16 protein-coding genes are annotated in these 17,492 nt (G+C 65.6%); 9 read left to right on the forward strand and 7 right to left on the reverse strand.

All coding sequences use genetic code 11. From position 1 onward, the window contains the following. Positions 1-275: 275 nt before the first annotated feature. Positions 276-1,535, reverse strand: a complete 1,260-nt coding sequence (locus ACODTJ_RS24010; protein WP_488850323.1) for a KpsE/RkpR family capsule polysaccharide export protein — start codon at positions 1,533-1,535, stop codon at positions 276-278. 149 nt (positions 1,536-1,684) lie between these two features. Next, positions 1,685-2,266, reverse strand: coding sequence for a hypothetical protein (locus ACODTJ_RS24015; protein ID WP_488850325.1), 582 nt, complete (start codon positions 2,264-2,266; stop codon positions 1,685-1,687). On the opposite strand from ACODTJ_RS24015, the gene ACODTJ_RS24020 reads away from it, so the two are divergent. The 8 genes from ACODTJ_RS24020 (at position 2,255) to ACODTJ_RS24055 (ending at position 11,971) form a co-directional block, all read left to right on the forward strand. Next, entirely contained in the window at positions 2,255-2,887 is a 633-nt protein-coding gene (locus tag ACODTJ_RS24020; RefSeq protein WP_488850327.1) for a KpsE/RkpR family capsule polysaccharide export protein, read from the forward strand. The two genes, ACODTJ_RS24015 and ACODTJ_RS24020, sit on opposite strands and share 12 nt — an antisense overlap. 1 nt (position 2,888) lies before the next feature. Further along, the gene (locus ACODTJ_RS24025) at positions 2,889-3,596 is read left to right on the forward strand and encodes an ABC transporter ATP-binding protein (protein WP_488850329.1); all 708 of its coding nucleotides are present in this window, start codon (positions 2,889-2,891) and stop codon (positions 3,594-3,596) included. A 39-nt stretch (positions 3,597-3,635) separates the two neighbouring features. After that, positions 3,636-4,607 carry a hypothetical protein gene (locus ACODTJ_RS24030; RefSeq protein ID WP_488850331.1) on the forward strand — a complete coding sequence of 324 codons (972 nt, stop codon included), beginning with the start codon at positions 3,636-3,638 and terminating at the stop codon, positions 4,605-4,607. Between the two features lie 78 nt (positions 4,608-4,685). After that, the gene (locus ACODTJ_RS24035) at positions 4,686-5,675 is read left to right on the forward strand and encodes an alpha/beta fold hydrolase (protein ID WP_488850333.1); all 990 of its coding nucleotides are present in this window, start codon (positions 4,686-4,688) and stop codon (positions 5,673-5,675) included. Between the two features lie 182 nt (positions 5,676-5,857). Continuing rightward, positions 5,858-7,456 carry an acyl-CoA carboxylase subunit beta gene (locus tag ACODTJ_RS24040; protein WP_488850335.1) on the forward strand — a complete coding sequence of 533 codons (1,599 nt, stop codon included), beginning with the start codon at positions 5,858-5,860 and terminating at the stop codon, positions 7,454-7,456. A gap of 4 nt (positions 7,457-7,460) precedes the next feature. Then, entirely contained in the window at positions 7,461-9,458 is a 1,998-nt protein-coding gene (locus ACODTJ_RS24045) for an acetyl/propionyl/methylcrotonyl-CoA carboxylase subunit alpha (protein ID WP_488850337.1), read from the forward strand. 194 nt (positions 9,459-9,652) lie between these two features. After that, entirely contained in the window at positions 9,653-10,864 is a 1,212-nt protein-coding gene (locus tag ACODTJ_RS24050) for an MFS transporter (protein WP_488850339.1), read from the forward strand. Between the two features lie 159 nt (positions 10,865-11,023). Next, on the forward strand, positions 11,024-11,971 hold the full coding sequence (locus ACODTJ_RS24055) for an N-carbamoyl-D-amino-acid hydrolase (RefSeq protein ID WP_488850341.1): 948 nt from the start codon (positions 11,024-11,026) through the stop codon (positions 11,969-11,971). Positions 11,972-11,989: 18 nt separating this feature from the next. Here ACODTJ_RS24055 and hydA read toward each other — a convergent pair whose 3' ends face one another. Then, entirely contained in the window at positions 11,990-13,432 is a 1,443-nt protein-coding gene (hydA, locus tag ACODTJ_RS24060) for a dihydropyrimidinase (RefSeq protein ID WP_488850343.1), read from the reverse strand. Between the two features lie 74 nt (positions 13,433-13,506). Here hydA and ACODTJ_RS24065 point away from each other — a divergent pair, with 74 nt between their 5' ends. Next, positions 13,507-14,358 (forward strand): NHL repeat-containing protein, encoded by an 852-nt coding sequence (locus ACODTJ_RS24065; protein ID WP_488850345.1) that lies wholly within the window; start codon positions 13,507-13,509, stop codon positions 14,356-14,358. Between the two features lie 20 nt (positions 14,359-14,378). Here ACODTJ_RS24065 and ACODTJ_RS24070 read toward each other — a convergent pair whose 3' ends face one another. From ACODTJ_RS24070 to ACODTJ_RS24085, 4 genes are read right to left on the reverse strand one after another with little or no spacing between them, the layout of a single operon-like run. Beyond that, positions 14,379-15,053, reverse strand: a complete 675-nt coding sequence (locus ACODTJ_RS24070; RefSeq protein ID WP_454658328.1) for an amino acid ABC transporter permease — start codon at positions 15,051-15,053, stop codon at positions 14,379-14,381. Continuing rightward, a complete protein-coding gene (locus ACODTJ_RS24075; protein ID WP_454658329.1) occupies positions 15,053-15,727 on the reverse strand; it encodes an amino acid ABC transporter permease in 675 nt (224 codons plus the stop codon). Before ACODTJ_RS24075 ends, ACODTJ_RS24070 begins: the two co-directional genes overlap by 1 nt. Positions 15,728-15,735: 8 nt before the next feature. After that, complete coding sequence (locus ACODTJ_RS24080) at positions 15,736-16,485, reverse strand: amino acid ABC transporter ATP-binding protein (protein ID WP_454659052.1); 750 nt, start codon at positions 16,483-16,485, stop codon at positions 15,736-15,738. A gap of 14 nt (positions 16,486-16,499) precedes the next feature. Continuing rightward, on the reverse strand, positions 16,500-17,375 hold the full coding sequence (locus tag ACODTJ_RS24085; RefSeq protein ID WP_488850348.1) for a substrate-binding periplasmic protein: 876 nt from the start codon (positions 17,373-17,375) through the stop codon (positions 16,500-16,502). Between the last annotated feature and the right edge of the window lie 117 nt (positions 17,376-17,492).

Raw genomic sequence — 17,492 nt, forward strand, 5'->3', positions numbered from 1 at the left:
ATCGATCGACCCATTTGGGAACCGAGCCGAAGCGTCGTGGGCATTTTCAGCTGTGCAGTGTGGTCTCTTCGCATCGCCGATCGGTTACGAAGGCCGCCGCTTCAGTAAACATGATTACTAAAATGCCAAAGAATCAACGGGATCCGAAGCGCAACCCCAGATTCCCTTGCAGCAAGCGCCCTTCACGCGAAAACCCGGGCGCTCAATGCTCGAATTCACGCTGGCTTCGGCTCGCCCCGACTTGGGGAGCGGCATGCAGCCGCCGCTTTCCTCTGTCACTTCATCTTGACGCCATGCTCGCGGACGCCGGCGAGAAGAAGCCAGCCGACGAAAAACACCATCATGCTGCCCGCGAAGGTCAGGAGCACACTGCGCAGTCGGCGGGGCTGCTCGGCGAAGTCGGCGACATGCGGCTCGACCACTCTTTCGAGATAGAGTTGCTGGCGACGCGCATCGTTGCGGGCCACTTCCAGGCTGGTCACCGCCGAAGCCAGAGCCTTGACGGCAAACTCACGCTGGAGGTTCAGCCGCTCGTAGCCGGCGATCTTATCAGCAAGCCCGTCGGAAGCACTCGAAACCCGTTGCCTCTCTAGAACGATCTGACTTCCAAGCGCAGCGACACGCCGCTGCAAGCCCGGGATTTGCGGCGAGCTCGGCGAAGCGGCCTGAACTTCCCGCAATTGCGCCGTCACCACCGCCAGCTCCGCCGACAGGCGGCCGATCAACTCCGTCACGATCAACGAACTCATCGACGGGTCGAGCATGAGCTCGCGGTTTCGGAATTCGGTGATGGCGATCTGCGTCTCGACCAGCCGCTCCTCGCCGCGCTTCACTTCGGCCTCGGAGAAGCGGATCGAATCAGCGCGAATCCGCTCGTTCATGCGATTGACCAGCGCCTCGCCCAGCTCGAGCAAAGTCCGGTTGATCGCAAGGGAATCCTCAGGCAGGAAGGTCTCGACCTTCAAGGTCGTCAACCCCGTCGCCGCGCCATGGATGACGCTGACCCGCGACTTGTAATACTGGAACAGCTCTTCTTCGCTCGAACCTTGAATGAGGTTCGGATAGCGGGCCACGAAATCCGCGCCCGGGCGATGGAACATGTCCCTAAGCGGCAGGCGCTGCGACAGCGCGGCCACTGCGTCGCGGGACAAAAGATACTCTTGGACAGAATAACTGTCGTCCTGCGAACGCGAGATGCCAACGATCTGCAGCAGACCTCCAAGCCCACCGGGCAGCGGCGATTTCGCCGAGCGGACAACGAAAGTCGCCTCGGACACGAATCGATCCGATGCGATCAGCCCGAAATAGAGCGCGGACAATATTGTCGGCAGCATCACGACGGCGAGGAACGCAGCCTTGCTGCCGCTCAAACGAGGACGGGGCGCAGGGCGGCGCACCGCCGCCTGATTCTCCGCCTCCGAATCGTCGGTGGCGTTTCGCACAAACGGCAGCCCGAAACGCTTTGCCGCGAGCGGGCGCGCCGCATGCGCGATCGGCCGCAGGCGGCGGGAAATCTTTTCGAAGCGCTGCCTCATCTCGACACCGTGTCGCCTTCGCAAAGCCGCAGAGCCGGGTTCATAGCGCGCCCATATATACCGCAGCCGGAAGCATCGGTTCCGGCATTCCTATCCAGAAGTCGGCCTGCTATCTAGCATCCTCACGCAGAGATCAGAAGACGACGATGTCACAGGACGTCACGCAGGACCACGTCACCGAATATGTCGAGCTCGTTCCCCTGCGGGCCGACGGCGTCGAACTGCATGTGCCCGCCGCAAAACATCGCCCCGGCTGGCTGATCTGGCTCAGCCGTCATGCCCTTCTGCTCATTACATTCGTTCTGCCCAGCCTCATTGCCGTGCTTTACTACGGGCTGATCGCCGCCGATCGCTATACATCGGAAGCGCAATTCGTCGTTCGCAGCCAGAGCCGGACGAGCATCGACCAGATTGCAGGCGCGATACCGACGACCACGGGCATGGAGCGCGCCTCTGACGAAGCCAGTGCGGTCCATCAATTCGTCCGCTCGCGTGACGCCGTCGACCTGCTCGTGCGGGAAGCGGATCTGCGGGCCATCCTGTCGCGCCCCGAAAGCGATCCCGTCTGGCGCTTCCCAGGCTGGTTCTCCAGGGACCTCAAGGAGAAACTGTTCGATCGCTATCTCGATTTCGTTTCGATCAAACAGGACAGCGCCACCGGCATCAGCACGCTGGTCGTGCAGAGCTTCCGGCCCGAGGATTCGGTCAGGATCGCCCAGGTGCTGCTGCAAGGCTCCGAAGCCCTGATCAACCGGCTGAACGAACGGGCCCGGCGCGACACGATTCGTGCTGCTGAAGCCGAGGTCGAAACCGCGAAGGAACGCGCGTTCCAGCGGCGGGAAGAACTCACCGCGTTCCGCACGCGCGCCGGAACGGTCGACCCAGCGAAATCCTCCCAGAATCTGTTGGAAACGATCGGCAAGCTGTCCTTCGAGGCGGCGCAGGTCAGCGCTCAGCTCGCCGAGGCCCAGCGGAATTCGCCGCAGGGTCCGCAGATCGCCAATCTGCGGAATCGCAGTCAGGCGATCGAGCAGCAGATCGCCGAGGAAAAGCAGCAGATCGGTGGGTCGGCACAGGCTCTTGCGCCGATCATCGCCGAATATGAGCGCCTCGTGCTCGAACGCGAGTTTGGTGACCGCGTCCTCGCCTCCGCCCTGTCCTCTCTCGAGAGCGCGCGGATCGAATCGCAGCGGCAACAGCTCTATCTTGAGCGTGTCGTCGAGCCGCATGCCGCGGACTATCCAAACCAGCCAAAGCGATTTCAATGGATCGCAATCGTCATGGCGTTGAGCTTCTCGGTTCACGCGATCTGCCGCTCGCTCGTCAACAACCTGCGCGGGAACGAACACTGACATGGCCTGGTCACTCGCCAGCCGCGCGCAACCCAATGTCCCGCCCCAGAAGGCCGAACGCACGATACGCGCCGACGACATTGTCAAGGAGTTCCATACCGAGCATGGCCGCAGGCGGGTTCTCGATGGGATTTCCTTCAGTGTCGGCGTCGGCGAGCGCATGGCGATCCTCGGCCGCAACGGCGCCGGCAAGTCGACGCTGATCAAGATCCTGGCGGGCGTCGAAAGACCCACACGCGGCTCGGTCCATCGCGGGCTGAACATGTCCTGGCCGCTCGCGCTGGGCGGTGGCTTCGAAGGCCAAATGACCGGCTATGACACCTGCCGCTTTATCTCGACCCTCTACGGCGCGCCGCTAAAGGACGTCGTCGAATATGTCGCTGATTTCACCGAGCTGGGCAGCCAGCTCTTCACCCAGCTTCGCTTTTATTCGGACGGCATGCGGGCGCGCCTGGCCTTCGCATTGTCCCTCGCGATCGATTTCGAATGCTATCTCATTGACGAGGTCATCCTCGTCGGCGACAGGCGCTTCCAGCAGCGCTGCCATGACGAGTTGCTGGTCAAGCGCAAGGACCGCGCCATGCTGATGGCCATCCATTCGATGGATTTTGCCAAGGAATTCTGCAGCTCGGCCCTCGTCCTGAAACAGGGCCGCGGCCGCGTCTTCTACGATCTCGATCTGGCCTGCTCGATCTATGCGTCGCTGTGAGCGGATCCTTGGCGCAGCCCGTGATGCCGTGAGCTACCCATGATGATCGCCGCTCTAGGTATACCGTGCGCTTACACGTCTTGGGGCTTCGAGGTCGTTCGTCTTCTGGCGCAGGCGATCCATCCCTACATGCAGCAACATTGGATCGATAAGACCGATCCTTTTGAGCATGATGCGATGGCCAACCTTCTCGCATGCTCATCCTTCCCTTCCCGCCCACTGCGCGAAGTCCTGTCAACGGGTCAGGTTCGGACCATCGTCTTCACGACTTCGGCTCTCGACGCGGTCAATCACCAACGTCCGCATCATACTGTGTTGCGCGAGGCAGTCGGTGCGATCGGCGCCAGCATCGTCCTGATCGGGGACTGTCGCCCGCAGAAGTATGCGCTCTTTCTCGATGCTTCTGATGTGACGTCCGCCGATACCGTGATCCATGCCGTCGCTGCCCATCTCGGCTGCAAATGGTCCTCCGATCTTGCCGATGCCGTTCTGGCCGCGGTTGGGCCGATGCCGGCCTTCTTGCCGGCAACCTTTCCCGAGGCTGAAGAAGGCATCGTCACGCTGGTTCTGGAAAACAGTCTCGCGCATCTGCGGGACGCCAGAGTTCCCCTGAAGTCTATCTGGCCGCACCGCGTCTTTCTTGCGGGTGACCGGCCCAACGAAGAGGCTCCGCTCGTGGCGGAAGCCGCCGGCGGATCGCGGATACTGTTCTACGGCCCCTATTTCCACCTCGCCGAGGGCCGCTGGCGGGTTAAGCTGACGCTCGGTTTCACCAAGGAAGCTGTCGGGTTGCCTCTCAAGATCTGGGTCCAGGGCCCGAGCCTCCTTGGCGAAGCGTTGCTGCGACCGCGCCAGGAGGGCATCTTCGCGGCCCAATTCAACTTCACCATCGGCGAACCGGAACATCCGGTGGAACTTCAGGTCTGGACTGCGGAAGGCGCCATCGAAGGACGGATCGCCCTCGGCCAGGCGGAGCTCACTCATCTCGGCCGCGACAAGGCTGTCGGGTAACGCCCGCATCGCCCCTGTCTTTATCCGGCAAGTCCTTGAAAGGCCGAGACGCCCGTCATCCGATCTCGTGAGGCGAATGTGCCGATCAGCAACCCCGGCCAGCTCCGAAAGCGCCCGCGCCGAAAACTGTTCAGGGCTGCGCCGGTCTGGCTTCTGGCCTTCGTGCTACTCGCCCTGCCCCTCTACAGCGAGTGGCTGGGCTTTCGGGCAGCACGAGACTATCCGCCCCGCGGCTCGTTCTCCTCCATCGGCGATACCACGCTTCATTATCGCGACATCGCGCCGCCTGCTCCCAAGGGGACGATCGTGCTCATCCACGGGGCGTGGTCCGGCCATGCAGACCTGCTGGAAACACTCGCGCCCGCCCTTCGTGACTACCGCGTCATCGCGGTCGACCGGCCCGGGCAGGGCTGGAGCAACCGGCCGGAGAGCTGGGATTGGGCTACACCGCAAAAGCAGGCAGAAGCGGTGATGACCTTGCTCGACAGGATCGCGCCGGAGCCGGTGGTTCTTGTCGGATACTCGCTCGGCGGGGCACTAACGGCCCGTATCGCACTTGAACGGCCAGAGCGGCTGCGCGGGCTCGTCCTGCTCAGCGCCATGCTGTACCCGTGGCTCGGCGACCTCGCGCGCTATCATGCTCCCGTCACGTCGCCGCTGATCGGCCCGATCTTCAATCGCATCATCGCGATACCGCTGGGCAGCGCCCTGCTGCCGAGAGGTGCGCACCTCGCCTTCACGCCGCTGGACGTTCCCGCGGGCTATGGCGAGGCGGCGGAGCTGCCCCTCATGTTCCGGGAAACGGCCTTTCGCAACAATCTCCAGGATATCGTCGCAGCTGATGCTTTCCTGCGGTCGCAAGCCCCGCGCTACAGGACCTTGCGCGTGCCGGTCATCGCCATCACCGGAGATCGCGACGCCATCGTCGCTCCCGCCCATTCCGCAGCGATCGCGCGCGACGCTCCCGGCGCCCGCCTGATCGCCCTGCCCGGCATCGGCCATATGCCGCATCGCGCCAAGGCTCATGCGATCGCCGAAGCCATCGAAACGCTGATGCCGCCGCCGTAGCCGCTCCTTGCCCACCGCGCCACCGGTGGCGCTGCGACGAGCAAGATATCGACCACCGAGAAGCAAGCACCCGCCCGGCGCGCAGGTGTCGATTCCCCTTGCTCAACTGCCTACCGGTAGGTAGGTTGAAATGAACCCGACGGCGAGCGAGCCGCAGGGACGTCCGAGGAGACTCCGCACGCATGCCGGTCATCGAAAGCAGGATCGGCTCCGGAGCCGAGCAACAGCAGAAGCGGGCCGCCTATGGTGCGCTGATCCAGACCTTGCGCGAGCGCCATGCGCGCGTGCTGGCCGGCGGCGGCGAGAAGCTCAGGGCGCGCCATCGCGAGCGCGGCAAGGTTCCGGTGCGCGAGCGCATCGACCTATTGGTCGACCCGCTTTCGCCCTTCCTCGAACTCTCCCCGCTCGCGGCCTGGGAACTCTATGGCAACGAGGTGCCGGGCGCTGGCATCGTCACCGGCATCGGCGTCGTCCACGGCACACCCTGCATGATCATCGCCAATGACGCGACGGTGAAGGGCGGCTCCTTCTTCCACGAGACGGTCAAGAAGCACCTGCGGGCGCAGGAGATCGCCTTCGAGAACCGCTTGCCATGCATCTATCTCGTCGACTGCGGCGGCGCCTTCCTGCCAGAGCAGGACCGCGTCTTCCCCGACCGCGACCATTTCGGCGGTGCCTTCCTGCAGCAATGCCGGATGTCGGCGGCCGGCCTCCCGCAGATTTCGGCGGTGTTCGGTGGCTGTACGGCGGGCGGCGCCTATATCCCGGCGCTGTCCGACGAGGTCGTGATGGTGCGCGGCACGGGCCGCATCCATCTCGGCGGTCCGCCGATCGTGAAGGCTGCGATCAACGAGATCGTCGACGGCGAGACCTTGGGCGGCGCCGAGATGCATACGCAGGTCTCGGGCGTCAGCGACTATCTCGCCGAGGACGAGCATGAGGCGATCGCGAAGGTTCGTGACATCGTCGGCGCGCTCAACTGGCCGGCGCCGCCGCGCGTTCCGGCGCGTGCTGTCACGCCGCCGCTCTACGACCCGGCCGAGATCGAGGCGATCGTCGGCACCGACCTGAAGCAGCCCTTCGACGTGCGCGAGGTCATCGCCTGCATGGTCGATGGCAGCGTCTTCGATGCCTTCAAGCCGGATTTCGGCGCGACGCTGGTAACCGGCTTCGCTCGTATCCACAGGCAGCCCGTCGGCATCATCGCCAATAACGGCGTCCTCTTCTCCGACAGCGCGCTCAAGGGCGCGCATTTCATCGAGCTCTGCGACCAGCGCCGGATTCCGCTCCTGTTCCTGCAGAACATCACCGGCTTCATGGTCGGGACCGAGGCCGAGCGCGGCGGCATCGCCAAGCATTCGGCCAAGCTGGTCTATGCCGTCTCGAATGCGCGGGTGCCGCGCTACACCGTGATCATCGGCGGCTCCTATGGCGCCGGCAATTACGGCATGTGCGGGCGGGGCTTCCAGCCGCGCTTCCTCTTCGCTTGGCCGAATGCGCGCATCGCGACGATGTCGCCGGATGTCGCGGCGACCGTAGTGACCGAGCTCCGGCGGTCCAGCCTGACGCGCGGCAGCGCCAACGAGGCCGATATCGAAAAACTCGATCGCGAGACGCGCCGCCAGTTCGAGGAGCAGAGCACGCCCTATTACGCCACGGCGCGGCTCTGGGACGACGGCATCATCGAGCCTGCCCAGACCCGCGATGTGATCGGCCTGTGCCTCTCGCTCGCCGCGCGCGAGATCGACCTGCCCGGGCATCGCCCCGTCTACCGGATGTGACCCGATGATCGGCTCTCTTCTTGTCGCCAATCGCGGCGAAATCGCCGTGCGGATCATGCGGACCTGTCGGCGCCTCGGCATCCGCACCGTCGCCGTCTTCTCCGATGCCGATCGCGATGCGCAGCATGTCGCCTTTGCCGACGAGGCCGTGCGCATCGGCCCCGCCGCCGCGCGCGACAGCTATCTGCGGGCGGAAGCGATCACGGAGGCCGCTGCTCGCAGCGGTGCCGAGGCCATCCACCCGGGCTACGGCTTCCTTTCCGAGAAGCCGGACCTGCCGCTGCTCTGCCGGCAGGCGGGCCGCATCTTCATCGGCCCCTCCGCCGAATGCATCACCGCGATGGGGCCGAAGATCGGCTCGAAGCTGATCGCCGAGAAAGCCGGCGTACTGAGCGTGCCGGGCTATGCCGGCGAGGACCAGTCGAACGCGGCGCTGGCCGATGCAGCGGCGCGAATCGGCTATCCCGTGATGATCAAGGCTTCAGCCGGCGGCGGCGGCAAGGGCATGCGCCGCGTCTTCGCGGCCGAGGAACTGGTACCTGCGGTCGAGATAGCACGTGCCGAGGCGCAGGCTGCCTTCGGCGACCCTGCCCTTCTGATCGAGAAGCTGGTGATGCGCCCGCGGCATCTGGAGGTGCAGGTTGCGGGCGACAAGCACGGCAATGTCGTTCATCTCTTCGAGCGCGACTGCTCGGTCCAGCGCAACAACCAGAAGGTGCTGGAAGAAGCACCCGCGCCCAATCTCGCGCCCGCGATCCGGGGCAAGCTGCTGGAGCGCGGCGTCGCGCTGGCAAAGGCCATCGGTTACGACAATCTCGGCACGGTCGAGTTCATCCTGGAGGACGGCTTCGACGAGCCCTGGTTCCTTGAGATGAACACGCGGCTGCAGGTCGAGCATCCGGTCACCGAAGCCATCACAGGCTATGACCTCGTCGAATGGCAAATCCGGATCGCGGCTGGTGAGCGGCTGCCGGCCTTGCAGCATGAGATCCGCGAGAGCGGACACGCGATCGAGGCTCGCATCACCGCCGAGCGCGCCGATCAGGGCTTTCGGCCCGATACGGGGCGGATTGAAGGCTATGCCGAGCCCGCTTCGATCCGCGTCGACAGTGGCGTCGGCGCCGGCTCCGAGGTCACGCTGTTCTACGACTCGCTGCTGGCCAAGGCGATCGCGGCCGGGCCGGACCGCGTAACCGCCTGCGCGCGGCTGGCGGCGGGCTTGCGCGATTTCGCCATTCTCGGCCCGGCGACCACCCTGCCCTTCCTGATCGACGCGGTCGAGCACCCGCTTTTCGCCCAGGGCAAGGCGACGACGCGCTTCATCGAGGAAGCGTTTCCCGATGGATGGACCGTGAAGCGGCCGCGGCAGCGGCTGGCGCGCGCCGTCGCCGCCCTGCTCTGGCTGGAGAAGCGGGAGACGGCCCGTCCGAGCGTCGATGCCTGGCACACGCTGTCAGGCTTCCGCCTGCTGGCCCCGGCCGGCGGCGTGGCGACGAGCCGCCTGATCGCCGGAGAGGAAGGCGGGGAGACGAAACTGGAGGTTCGGCTCCAGCCGGACGGACGACGCATCGTTCTCGACGCAGATGGTGAGATCGAACTGGCCCTGCGCATCGGCCCCGAGCGCTTCGAACTCTCCTTTGAAGACCGGCTGCTGCGCGGAAGCCACGCCATGGCCGGGGAGCGAGTCCGGCTGACGCTCGAGGGCGAGAGCTTCGACATCGGGATCGGCAGCGAGGCACGGCCAGCGATGGCGGCGGGTGGTGGCGGAGCCGGCTCAGGAGCGGTGCTCGCCCCGATGCCGGGCGTGGTCGCGGAAGTCCGCGTCACGCCGGGCGATCAAGTCGCGGCCGGGCAGACCGTCATCGTGCTCGAATCGATGAAGCTGTTCACATCGCTTTCGACCGGTGTCGACGGTGTGGTGACCGAGGTCTCCTGCCGACCTGGTGACACGGTCCAGGCTGGCAAGAGGCTCGTGCTGATCGAACAGGCGGTCGCGGCCTAGCCGGGCCGCCAATCGCCACGAAGAGCCAGCGAGCGAAATCCGCGCCCTCATGCTCCCCGCGCAGCCCCGTCAGCCCATCAATCCATCTCGACCGCCCGCAGCCCTTGCCGGATGAACGTTTCTGACGCTGCCGCTTCACCCGCTCGATCCCAGAAGCGGGACAGGCGCGCAGCGACGGGATCGGGGGAACCGCCTTGAAGCTGCCTTTGTGGGGAAGCGCGCTCAGCGCCACTCTGCTCGTCCAGGTCGTCAGCTCCTTCGCCGGAGCCGCCATTCCGCTTCTCGGCCCGCTCCTGACCCAGCGCTGGGGCCTCGCGCCCGAAAGCATCGGCTATGTTTCGGCCGTGGTCTCGGTCGGCATCTGCTGGTTCCTCGCCTGCGGCAATCCGATGCTCGACCATCACGGGCCGGTCCGAGCGCTGCAGATCGGGCTTGCCTTCGTTGCAGCCGGTCTCCTGCTCATGTCGCAACCCTTCGCGGCAATCGGGCTTGCCGGCGCCTTGCTGATCGGGCTCGGCCTCGCGCCCAACACGCCTGCCGGCAGCCAGATCCTAATGCGCACGGCGCCCGCCGGCCACCGAACGCTCGTCTTTTCGATCAAGCAGGCCGGCGTTCCGCTCGGCGGTGCCATCGCCGGCTTTGCCGTCGCGCCGATGGTCCTGGGGCTAGGCTTTACCGGCGCGATCTGGGCCGTGGTCGCCGTCGTCCTGATCAGTGCGCTGGCCGTGCAACCCTTCCGCAGGAGCCTCGATGCGGAGAAGGGCACGCAGAACCGGGCCTGGGCCCGGATGTTCCTGTCCCCGTCGTCGCTGTCGCGCTCGGCGCGTGTCCTGAGCGCGCACGGCTCGCTGCCGATGCTGACGGCGCTCGGCGTCTCGTTCTCGATCTCACAAGCCTGCATCACTGCATTCACCGCGACCTACATGGTCACCCGGCACGGCAGAACGCTTGCGGAAGCCGGGCACCTCGTCGCGACCCTGCTCATCGCCAGCACCTTCGCGCGCATCTTTTTCGGCTGGCTGGCCGACCGGATGGGCAACGGCCTGCAGCTTCTCTGCGTGTTGGCGTTGGCTGCCGGATCGGCCACCGCCCTGCTGATCGGCACGGCCGGCACGAACCCCTGGCTGATCTATCCCTGCATGGCTCTGGTCGGCGCGACCTCGATGGGCTGGAACGGCGTGCATATGGCGGAGCTGGCGCGGGTGTCGCCGCCCGCCCTCATCGGCGACGTGACCTCCGGGGCGAGCCTGTTCGGCTTCGTCGGCTCGATCTGCGGCCCGCTGGTCTTTGCCGTGATCGCGAACCGGACCGGCAGCTTCGACTGGCCCTTCTTACTGGTCGCCGGTCAGCTCGCCGTGTCCGGCGCCTTCGCGCTCTGGTATCTCCGGCACCGACCATCGGCTTGACGCCGAAGACCGCTCCAATCCGAATAACATCAGGTTATGCCTGATCCCAAATAAAGCATGAGAACAATGGAGGCTGGGCCTCTAGAGCTTGTCGGTGGAACAGGCCCCACAGCCATTCCCAGAGAGAACCAGATCACAGGCCACATCAGGACATTGCCGATGCCCCGCCTCATCACCGTCGCCGCCGCACAGTTGGGTCCTATCCAGCGGGCCGACAGCCGCAAGCAGGTCGTCGCGCGGATGATCGCGCTGCTGGAAAAGGCCAAGGCGCAGGGCGCGACATTCGCCGTGTTTCCCGAACTGGCGCTGACCACCTTCTTCCCGCGCTGGTATCATGAGGACCGCGCCGAGGCGGATCAATGGTTCGAGCGCAGCATGCCCGGCCCGGAGACGCAGCCGCTGTTCGACAAGGCGCGGGAGCTCGGTCTTGGCATGAGCTTCGGTTACGCCGAGCTGACCCCCGAGGGACGGCATTTCAACAGCTCGATCCTGGTCGACCGCAGCGGCCGGATCGTCGCCAAATACCGCAAGATCCACCTGCCCGGCCATGTCGAGTTCGACCCCGAGCGGGCGCATCAGCATCTCGAGAAGCGCTATTTCGAGCCGGGCGATCTCGGCTTCCCGGTCTGGGAATTCGAGGGCGGGTTGTTCGGCATGGCGATCTGCAACGACCGGCGCTGGCCCGAAACCTATCGCGTCATGGGCCTGCAAGGCGTCGAGATGATCGTGCTCGGCTACAACACCCCTGCCGCCAACGGGCACTCGCTCAACGAGACGAAGGCCGATCGGATGTTCCACCACCGCCTGTCGGTGCAGGCGGGGGCCTACCAGAACTCGACCTGGGTCGTCGCTGTCGCCAAGGCCGGCAACGAGGACGGCTATCCCCTCTTCGGCGGCACATTGATCGCGGCGCCGGACGGCAAGATCGTCGGCGAGCTCGACCATGAGGAGGACGGCGTGCTCGTCCATCCCTGCGATCTCGACGACACCCGCTTCGGCAAGGCGACGATCTTCGATTTCGCCAGGCATCGCCGCGTCGAGCATTACGGCTTGCTGACCGAGCGCACCGGCGTCGGCGCCCCGCTCGGAAAGCCGGAGGGCGCCTGAGCGCCCTCCTTGGCAATGTCAGCCGAACGGATCGAACGGCGTCGGAAAGCGACCGGTCGGAGCGATCTCGGCGTAAGGCGCGCGTGCCAGCAACTGCCCCTGCCCCGGCTCCGCCAGCACGCGCTCGCCGTTGAAGACGAGGCGGCCGCGCTGGTAGGTCGCCCTCGGATAACCCTGCAGCTCCATACCCTCATAGGGCGTGTAGTCGCTGCCGTGATGCTGCATGGCATTGGTGAGGGTGACGCGCAGGTTCGGATCGAACAGCACGATATCGGCATCGGCCCCGACCGCGAGCGCGCCCTTGCGCGGGGCGAGCCCGAAACGCTTTGCCGGGTTGGTCGCGACGAGATCGACGAAGCGGCGCAGGTCGATCCGCCCCTTTGCGACGCCTTCCGAGTAGAGAATGGGGAGCCGCGCCGCGAGGCCGGGCACGCCGTTCGGGATCTTGTTGAAGGGCGCGTTCTCGCCATGCTGCTTCTTGCCGCGCGGATCGTCATAGCGCAGCGGCGAATGGTCGGACGAGACGATGTCGATGACGCCGTCGCGCAGGAATTGCCAGAGCGCCTCCCGGTCGGCGGCATTGCGCAGGGCCGGCGAGATCATGAACTTCGCGCCCTCGAAGCCCGGCCGGTCCATGTCGGCCTCGTCGAGCACGAGATATTGCGTGCAGGTCTCGGCCCAGGCCCTCTGACCGCGCCCTTGAGCCCGCGCGACCTCCTCGCCGGACTGACGGCCGGAGACGTGAAAGATCTGGATCGGCGTATCCAGCGCCTCGGCCAGCGCGAGAATGCGATGCGTCGCCTCGCGCTCCACCACCATCGGCTTGGCCCAGGCGAGATGGCGCGGCGCCGTCTGGCCGGACGTCAGCAGCGCCTGCGTCAGCCAGGTGATCAGTTCGTGATGCTCGGCATGGACGCAGACGAGCGCGCCGGCACGCCGCGCCGCCGCGAGCGTCTGAAGGATCTGCGCATCACCCAGCCGATTGCTGTCATAGGTCATGAAGATCTTGACCGAGCGGTGCCCGGCCGCGACCAGCGCCGGCAGCTCCTTGTCGAGCACTTCGGGAGTCGGATCGTTGACCAGCAGGTGGAAGGCGTGGTCGATCCGGGCCTGCTTCGCCTTTTCGGCATAGGCGGCGACCGCGCCAGCGAGCGAGCCGCCGCGGATCTGCGGGGCATGGCAGACGACCGTGGTGGTGCCACCGGCCGCTGCAGAAGCCGTGCCGCTGGCGAAGCCATCGGCAATGTCGGCGCCGGAGGAAAAGGGCTGGTCGAGATGGACATGGCTGTCGACGCCACCCGGCAGGACGAGCAGGCCTTGCGCATCGACCTCCTCCTTGCCGCGTGTCAGACCCGTGCCGATCGCGGCGATGACGCCACCGGCAATGCCGATGTCGAGAGCCCCGATATCGGTGGCGGTGACAGCCGTGCCGCCGCGAATGACAAGGTCGAAATCGCTCATGGTCTTTCTCTCCATGCGGCCGGGGCCATGAATCGATGGCAGCCCGCAGCGCGCGAAACAGCAACGAGGTCAGGATGAAAACGGAACTGCGCGTCGCGCTCGGCGACAGGCTCTACGGCATCGAGCGTCCCTGGGGCGCCCTGCCCGCAACGCCGGGCCGGGTCACCGATCTCGCGGTCGGCGAGGACGGGCTCGTCCATGTCCTGCTGCGCCACGACAGCGCCGTCGACCCGCAAGGGCCTTGCGTCGTCACGCTCGCGGCCGACGGCAGTTTCGTCAGAAACTGGGGCGAAGGACTCTGCGTCGATGCCCACAAGATCGCGACAACGCCCGATGGCAGGCTCGCCATCGTCGACCGCGACGCGCATCGCATCTTCTTCTGCAATCTCGAAGGTCGCGTAGGGCAGCAGATCGGCGAGAGCCATCGGCCAGGCCAGCCGTTCAATCACCCCAGCGACATCGCCTTCGCGTCCGATGGCGGCTTCTATGTCGCGGATGGGTATGGCAACGGCCGCATCCATCGCTTCGACGCAACTGGCCGCCTGATCGCCAGCTGGGGCTCGGTCGGAACCGGGCCGGGAGCCTTCCTGACGCCACACGGCATCTGCGTGCTCAGTGACGGACGCGTCATCGTCGCGGACCGCGAGAACAGCCGCGTGCAGAGCTTCACGGCGGAGGGCACGCTTCTGGAGGTATGGGACGCTTTCCTCAGGCCGCAGGACGTCGTCGCCGATGTCCAGGACCGCATTCTGGTCTGCGATTCCATCCCGACGCTGAGCCTGCTCTCGGCGGAGGGCGCGCTGCTCGGCCGCTGTCGGCCGGTGCTCAACGGCGCCCATGGCCTGTGGCTCGGCCCGGCCGGCGACATCTTCCTCGCCGAGACCAGTCCGAACCGCATCACACGGCTGTTCCCCGTCGCGGGTTGACGCGACGGGTAGCGTCGCCCTCATGCGGCGGACATGGCGGTGCGGTTCTGCAGGCGCGAGACCAGCCGCACGAAGGGCCAGAACATCAGGAAATAGACGATCGCCACAGCGATCAGCGGCGTCGGGTTATAGAGCAGCCCTTGGGCAAGCTGGGCCGAGCGCAGCAGTTCCTGCAAGGCGACGGCCGAGGCGATCGAGGTCTGCTTCACCAGCTCGACGGTGTTGCTGATCAGGTCCGGCAAGACGTTGCGCGTGCCTTGCGGCACCACGACATGGATCATGCTCTTGTACCAGCTCAGGCCCGTCGAGCGGGCTGCCTCGCGTTGGCCCTTCGGCACGGATTCGATGCCGGCCCGGAAGATCTCGGCGAAATAGCTGGAGCCGTTGAGGGTGAGCGCCAGCACGGCGGCGGTGAACTCGTTCAGCTTCAGGCCGAGGAAAGGCAGGCCGAAGAAGATGAAGATCAGCAGCACCAGCGGCGGGATCGCCCGCATCACGTCGACATAGGCGATCAGCAGGAAGCGCAGCAGCCGGTTGGGCACATCCTGCGCCATGGCGATGGCGATGCCTGCGAGCACGGAGAGCGGCACGGCGACGGCGGCCAGCGCCAGCGTCATCCAGAAGCCTTGCAGCAGCAGCGGCCAGACTTGGCGGAGGACATCGATATTGAGGAAGGTCGTGACGAGATCGTCCATCATGACCTCGGATGCGCATAGGCGCGTTCGAGCCAGCGCGTGAAGCGCACGAAGGGCAGGAACAGCAGCAGGAAGAGGAGTGCGCCGACGGTCAGCGCGGTCGGATTGGCGACGTTGGACTGGATGCTGGAGGTCACGTTGAGCAGTTCCGGCACAGCCACGACCGAGCCCAGCGTCGTGCCCTTGCTGATGCCGATGGCGCGGTTGGTCAAAGGCGGGATCGAGATGCGCACGACCTGCGGCAGGATGATGTAGGCCAGCGTCCTGGTGAAGGAGAGACCGGTCGAGCGGCCGGCTTCCCACTGCCCCTTCGCTACGGCGTTGATACCGGCCCAGAATATCTCCTCGGCGAAGGCCGAGAGCACGATCGCCAGCGCCAGCACGGTCGCGGTGATCGGCTCCAGCACCAGCCCGAAATAGGGCAGCGCGAAATAGGCCAGCACGATCAGCACGAGCTGCGGGATCGAGCGGAAGAAATCGATGTAGAAGATGATCAGCCAGTTCAGCGGCCGGATGCCGTAGAGCCTGAGGATCGCCAGCGCGAGGCCGAGCGGGATGCCGATCAGGACCGTCAGGATCGACATCTGGACGGTGATCAGGAAGCCGCGCAGGATGTCCGGCCAATAGGCCGCCATCAGCGAGAAATCAAAGAAATAGCGGACGATCTGGTCCATGGGTGCCGTCAGCCGTGCGAGCGCATCACGAAGTCGCGGATGCGCTGGTGCTGCGGATTGACCAGGATATCCTGCGGCGTGCCCTCGGCCAGGATCGCGCCATGATCCATGAAGACGACACGGTCGGCGACATCGCGCGCGAACTTCATCTCATGGGTCACCACGATCATGGTCATGCCCATCTCCTTGGTGCGGACCATGACGTTGAGGACTTCGCCGACGAGTTCGGGATCGAGTGCCGAGGTCGGCTCGTCGAAGAGCATGACCTGCGGCTCCAGCGCCATGGCCCGCGCAATGCCGACCCGCTGCTGCTGGCCGCCGGACAACTCGGCCGGATAGGCATCGGCCTTGTGGGCGAGGCCGACGACTTCGAGATGGTGGCGGGCCTTGGTCTCCGCCGCCTCCTTGCTCAGGCCCACGACCTTGCGCAGCGCGAGCGAAACGTTCCCCAGCGCGGTCTTGTGCGGGTAGAGGTGGATGCCCTGGAAGACCATGCCGATCCCGCGGCGCAACCTGTCGAGATCGACCTTAGGGCCGGTGACCTCATGCCCGCCGACGCGGATCGTGCCCGCCGTCGGCTCCTCCAACCGGTTGATGCAGCGCAGGCAGGTGCTCTTGCCCGAACCGGAGGAGCCGACGATCACGACGGCCTCGCCCTTGCCGACCTTGAGGTCGACGCCGCGCAAAACCTCGACCTGGCCGAAGCTCTTGCGCAGCCCCTCGATCGAAACGATCGTCTCGGACGACGATGCCGTCATGGCGGGCGCGGAGGTCACTTGCAGGTGGCCTTGTGCGGGGTCGCGTCATAGCCCTCGAAATCCGGCGCACCGATGCCCGGATAGATCTTGGCGGTCGAGGAATCCGCCGCAGGCTTCACCCCGAACCATTTCTCGTGGAGCTGGGCCAGCGTGCCGTCGCTCTTGATGCATTCCAGCGCCGCCTCGACCTTGGCGCGGAACGCCGCGTCCTCCTTGCGGAAGGCAATGCCGAAATTGCGGCCGCCATCGAGCACGAAGGGGACTTCCGCCATCGGCGTCTGCGTCGCGACATAACGCGAGACCGGGGCGTCGGCGACATTGGCGAAGGCGCGCCCGATCATCACCGCCTGCACGGCGTCGGCATTCTTGTTGTAGCGCTGGATGGTGTAGCCGTATTTGGCCTCGTTATCGGTCAGCCACTTGTCCGAGATCGAGCCGTTGTTGACGGTCAGTGCCTTGCCCTTGAGGTCATCGAGACCGGCGATCTTGCCGCCCTTCTTGACGAGAAAGCCGAGGCCCGTCGGCATATAGGGCTCGCTGAACAGCATCTGCGCCGCGCGTTCGGTCGTGATGTTGGTCGGCGCCGGGATCATCTCGTAGCGCTTGGAGAACAGGCCGGCGAAGATCGCCGAGAAGTTCGAATCCGTCACCTCGACGCCGGGGCGCCCGAGCTGCTTGGCCAGCGCGGCCGACATGTCATAGGTGAAGCCCGTCGTCTCACCGGTCGGCGTCTTGAAGCAGAAGGGTGCGAAGCCGAGATCGCAGGCAACCTTCAGCTTTTCGCCCTGCGGGTGGTCGGCATCCTGCGCCATGACCGGCATGGCGACCATCGCGGCGAGCACGGCGCCCGCCGCAAAGGCCCGCGTCAGCTTGATCGAATTCAGCTTCATGATTCCCGCTCCCGTTATGCGTGGTGGCTACACCGCGAGTGCCGCACCCCTTTCATGCAGCAATCCGGCCATGTCCAAAGGGAGCCTAACAGGGCAAAATCATGCCCAGCCAATCAT

The sequence above is a fragment of the Allobosea sp. FG18 genome (assembly GCF_057809495.1).